This is a genomic window from Dietzia sp. DQ11-38-2, assembly GCF_014145055.1.
Classification (GTDB): Bacteria; Actinomycetota; Actinomycetes; order Mycobacteriales; family Mycobacteriaceae; genus Dietzia.
In genome coordinates this window covers 1-3,810 of sequence record NZ_JAALDW010000124.1, presented here as the reverse complement: position 1 = coordinate 3,810, position 3,810 = coordinate 1, and the positions used below count along the sequence as shown (strand labels likewise).

General features: G+C 69.1%; 4 protein-coding genes and 1 pseudogene. 4 read left to right on the top strand and 1 reads right to left on the bottom strand.

Translation table 11 applies throughout. The annotated features are described in order from the left end of the window. The 3 genes and pseudogenes from G6026_RS04865 to G6026_RS04855 form a co-directional block, all read left to right on the top strand. Nucleotides 1-370, top strand: a pseudogene (locus G6026_RS04865) (MFS transporter); the annotation flags it as partial. A 92-nt stretch (nt 371-462) separates the two neighbouring features. Continuing rightward, nucleotides 463-981, top strand: coding sequence for a glutathione peroxidase (locus G6026_RS04860; RefSeq protein WP_156607295.1), 519 nt, complete (start codon nt 463-465; stop codon nt 979-981). Between the two features lie 42 nt (nt 982-1,023). Next, nucleotides 1,024-2,211: an alpha/beta hydrolase family protein gene (locus G6026_RS04855; protein WP_182612393.1), complete on the top strand. Its 1,188-nt coding sequence runs from the start codon at nt 1,024-1,026 to the stop codon at nt 2,209-2,211. On the opposite strand, the gene G6026_RS04850 is transcribed toward G6026_RS04855, so the two are convergent. Continuing rightward, nucleotides 2,184-3,461, bottom strand: a complete 1,278-nt coding sequence (locus tag G6026_RS04850) for a pyridoxal phosphate-dependent aminotransferase (RefSeq protein ID WP_241725960.1) — start codon at nt 3,459-3,461, stop codon at nt 2,184-2,186. The genes G6026_RS04855 and G6026_RS04850 overlap by 28 nt on opposite strands. Before the next feature lie 95 nt (nt 3,462-3,556). Here G6026_RS04850 and G6026_RS04845 point away from each other — a divergent pair. Then, a partial coding sequence (locus tag G6026_RS04845; protein WP_182612392.1) for a winged helix-turn-helix domain-containing protein occupies nt 3,557-3,810 on the top strand: 254 nt, incomplete at its 3' end.

The window sequence follows — 3,810 nt, the reverse complement described above, 5'->3', positions numbered from 1 at the left end:
CGCCGCTGCGTCGGCGGTGACGCTCGGTTTCGTGGCCGCCGTCTCGCTGTTCGGTGTGGACGGGTCGTCCGGCCCGGGGACCGCGTTCTTCGTGGGCGGCTACTTCCTGCTCACCCTCCTGCACTCCGGGGTGCGGGTGGGCCGCAAGACCTACGTGGTGGACGTGGCGGAGGGGGACATGCGCACGACCTACGTCGCGGTCTCCAACTCGGCCATGGGCGTCATCCTGCTCGTGACGGGCGGCATCACCTCGGCTCTCGCGCTGGCGGGGATCGAATGGGCGCTGGTCTTTCTGGCGGTGCTCGGAGTGATCGGGGCGGTGTCCGGGTTGCGGATGCCCGAGGTGTCCGGAGCGTCCGCGACGAGGTGACGCCAGGTGCGGAGCGGGCGAGGTGACGCCAGGTGCGCGGTGGGCGAGGGTGTGGAAGCCTCGGGACGGACGGCGGGTGTCCCCCGCCTGTCATGACGACGACGAGGAGCTGCGCCGTGCCCGATGACAATGTCACTCTCACGGATTTTCGAGCGGGCCTGCTCGACGGGAGCGAGAAGGACCTGGCGGACTACGCCGGGCAGGTGGTCCTGGTGGTCAACACCGCCAGCAAGTGCGGATTCACCCCGCAGTACAAGGGGCTCCAGAAGTTGTACGAGGACTACCGCGACCAGGGTTTCGTGGTACTCGGATTCCCGTGTGACCAGTTCGCCCACCAGGAACCGGGCTCCGATGAGGAGATCGGCTCGTTCTGCGAACGCAACTTCGGCGTGGAGTTCCCGGTGTTCTCCAAGATCGAGGTCAACGGGTCGGGAGCCCACCCGCTCTACGACTGGCTCAAATCCGAGAAATCCGGCTTGCTCGGTGGGCGGATCAAGTGGAACTTCACCAAGTTCCTCGTGGGGCGCGACGGAAAGGTGATCGACAGGTTCGGTCCCACCCGCAAGCCGGAGGACCTGCGGGACGCGGTCGAGGAGGCGCTGCGGGGATAGCGCTAAGCTCCACAGATCACATCGCACAGCACTTGGAGCGTCATGCCTCTCGGACTCCACCGTGTGGTCGCCACCGCCGGGGCATTCGCCGTTGCCCTGACCCTCGGGTCGGCCACTCCCGTTCTCGCCCAGACCGCCAGCATCGACCCCTCGACGCTGGGTTCCGAGAGCCTGGGGACCATCCTCGAGGCGGCCGGTTCGGTTCCGGTCGGGTCGGCCACCCGGTTCATCGGCTCCGTCGGCTCCGCGGATTTCCCGCTGGACGGTGAGGGCTCCGCCACCCCGCTCCCCAACGCGCCCCGCCCGGTGGACGAGACCATCACCACGTCCGAGTTCGTCGAGGTCGAGCGCACGTCCGGCGAGTACGAGTACTGGCTGGTCACGTCCGCGGCGATGAAGCGCGAGGTCATCCTGGAGGTCGTGCCCTCGCGCATCACCGACGACGGCCCGGCGCCCGTGCTCTACATGCTCGACGGCGTCGACGCTCCCGAATACAACTCCGGCTGGAACCACCAGGCGCGGATTCACGACCGCGTGCGCGAGGACAACGTCCACGTGGTCATCCCGACCGGCGCGTACGCCTCGTACTACGCCGACTGGAACCGCGCCGACCCCGTGCTCGGCTACAACAAGTGGGAGACCTTCCTCACCCGGGAGCTTCCGGGGATCGTCGAGCAGGGGCTCGCGACGAAGGGGCTGGAGACCAACGGCAAGAGCGCCATCGGTGGTGCCTCCATGGGTGGTCAGGCGGCCATGCACCTCGCGGCCACCTATCCCGAGATCTACCGGGGCGTCATGTCGTTCAGCGGGTACTACTCGACCATGGACGCGCTCGGATACCAGTCCGTCCGCGGCACGATCGAGACCCGCGGCGGTGACGTCGAGAACATGTGGGGCCCGCGCCGCAGCGAGCAGTGGAAGCGGCATGACACCGTCTCCCATGCCGGGGATCTGAGGAACACGGCCGTGTACTTCTCCTCCGGGAGCAACGTCGCCGGCCCCGCCGACCTCGAGTACTACCGCGGTGGCGCGGACGCCCTGAGCATGATCGTCGGCCAGGTGCTCGAGATGGGCGTGCTGGAGGGGTCGAAGGCGTTGGAGAAGGCGCTGGACCGCGCCGGAGTCGGATACCGGGTCGACTACTCCGACACCGGCTTCCACAACTGGCCGAACTTCCTCAAGAACTTCGGCGCCGGGTGGGATCACATCAAGCCGGCTCTCGAGAGCTGACCTCCGACCCCGGGGCCTCGCGCTCTTGACGTGTGGGCACGCCGCTCGAGGTACCCGGTGATCCTGCCGATCGCGCTCTCCAGCACCGCGGCGTCGGGCAGGCACACGATCCGGAAGTGATCGGGCTCCGGCCAGTTGAAGCCGGTGCCGTGGGTCACCAGCACGTGCTCGGAGCGCAGTAGGTCCAGCACCAGGTCCTCGTCGCTCCGGATGCCGAACCTCTCGGTGTCCAGCCGGGGGAAGCAGTAGAGCGCGCCGCGGGGGGCCACGCAGCTCACGCCCGGGATGGCGTCGAGGCGCTCGGTCGCCAGTGCGAGTTGGCGCTCGATCCGGCCGTCGGGGTCGATCACGTCGGCGCCCCACGGTGAGTCCTCCGCCAGCGCGACCGGGATCGCGTATTGACCCGGGACGTTGGGGCACACCCGCATGTTGGCCAGCAGGGTGAGTCCTTCGAGCAGGTCCTGTGCCCGCTCGAGAGGCCCTGTCGCGGCCACCCAGCCGGCCCGGTACCCGCATACCCGGTACGCCTTGGACAGCCCCCCGAAGGTCAGGCAGAGGACGTCGTCCCCGGCGGCGAGCGCCGCGTGGTGGTGTCGGGCTCCGCCGAACACCAGTTTCTCGTAGATCTCATCGCTGAGCAGGACGAGTCCGTGCCGGCGGGCGATGTCGGCCATGCCCCGGACGGTCTCCGCGCTGTAGACGGCCCCGGTCGGGTTGTTGGGGTTGATCAGCACGAGCGCCGTGGTCCGCGGGGTGACCTTCGACTCGATGTCTGCGAGCGACGGGTTCCAGCCGTCGGACTCGTCGGCCAGGTAGTGCACGGGGACGCCACCGGTGAGGTTCACCGCGCCGGTCCAGGTGGGGTAGTCCGGCGCCGGGAGCAGGATCTCGTCGCCCGGGTCGATCAACGCCTGCAGGACCAGCGTGATGAGTTCGCTCACCCCGTTGCCCAGGAACACGTCCTCGGCGCGCAACCCGGCCACCCCGCATCGCCGGTAGTGGTCGGCCACCGCCGCCCTGGCCTCCGGGATGCCGCGTGAGTCCGAGTAGGCCTGGCCGCTGCCGAGGTCGCGACTCACCGCCTCCACGATCTCGGGCCGCGCCTCGAGACCGAACGGGTACATGTTCCCCAGATTGAGCCGCAGTACGTCGTGGCCCTGGGATTCGAGTCGCTCGGCGTCGGTGAGCAGGGGGCCGCGCACGTCGTAGCGCACGTCGCGGAGGCGTCGGGACTGGCGGTAGATCTGCATGGGGTCATCCCACCGGATAAGTGGACAGGCAAGAAGGTCCACTTCTCGCACACCCGCGAGACCACTTTGCGGCCTCGCGCGCCTACGATGGGAGCATGGCCCGCACCGGAAGTCCCGGATCGGTGGTCCTGGGTGAGGTCTCGGGTGCCGCGGATCTGGTGGACGCGGTCATCGACCTGGTCTCCGACGGTTCCCTGGTCGACGGCGACAGGCTGCCCTCCACGCGCGCGCTCGCCGGGCAGACCGGGCTCTCCCGCGGCACCGTGGTCCGGGCGTTCGACGAGCTCTCGGCCGCCGGCTTCGTCGACTCCGTCCAGGGCTCGGGGACGCGGGTCGCCGACGGCGCGGG

Coding starts and splice junctions, on each gene's coding strand:
- G6026_RS04860 (WP_156607295.1), top strand. CDS start 463: ATGACGACGACGAGGAGCTGCGCCGTGCCCGATGACAATGTCACTCTC.
- G6026_RS04855 (WP_182612393.1), top strand. CDS start 1,024: ATGCCTCTCGGACTCCACCGTGTGGTCGCCACCGCCGGGGCATTCGCC.
- G6026_RS04850 (WP_241725960.1), bottom strand. CDS start 3,461: ATGCAGATCTACCGCCAGTCCCGACGCCTCCGCGACGTGCGCTACGAC.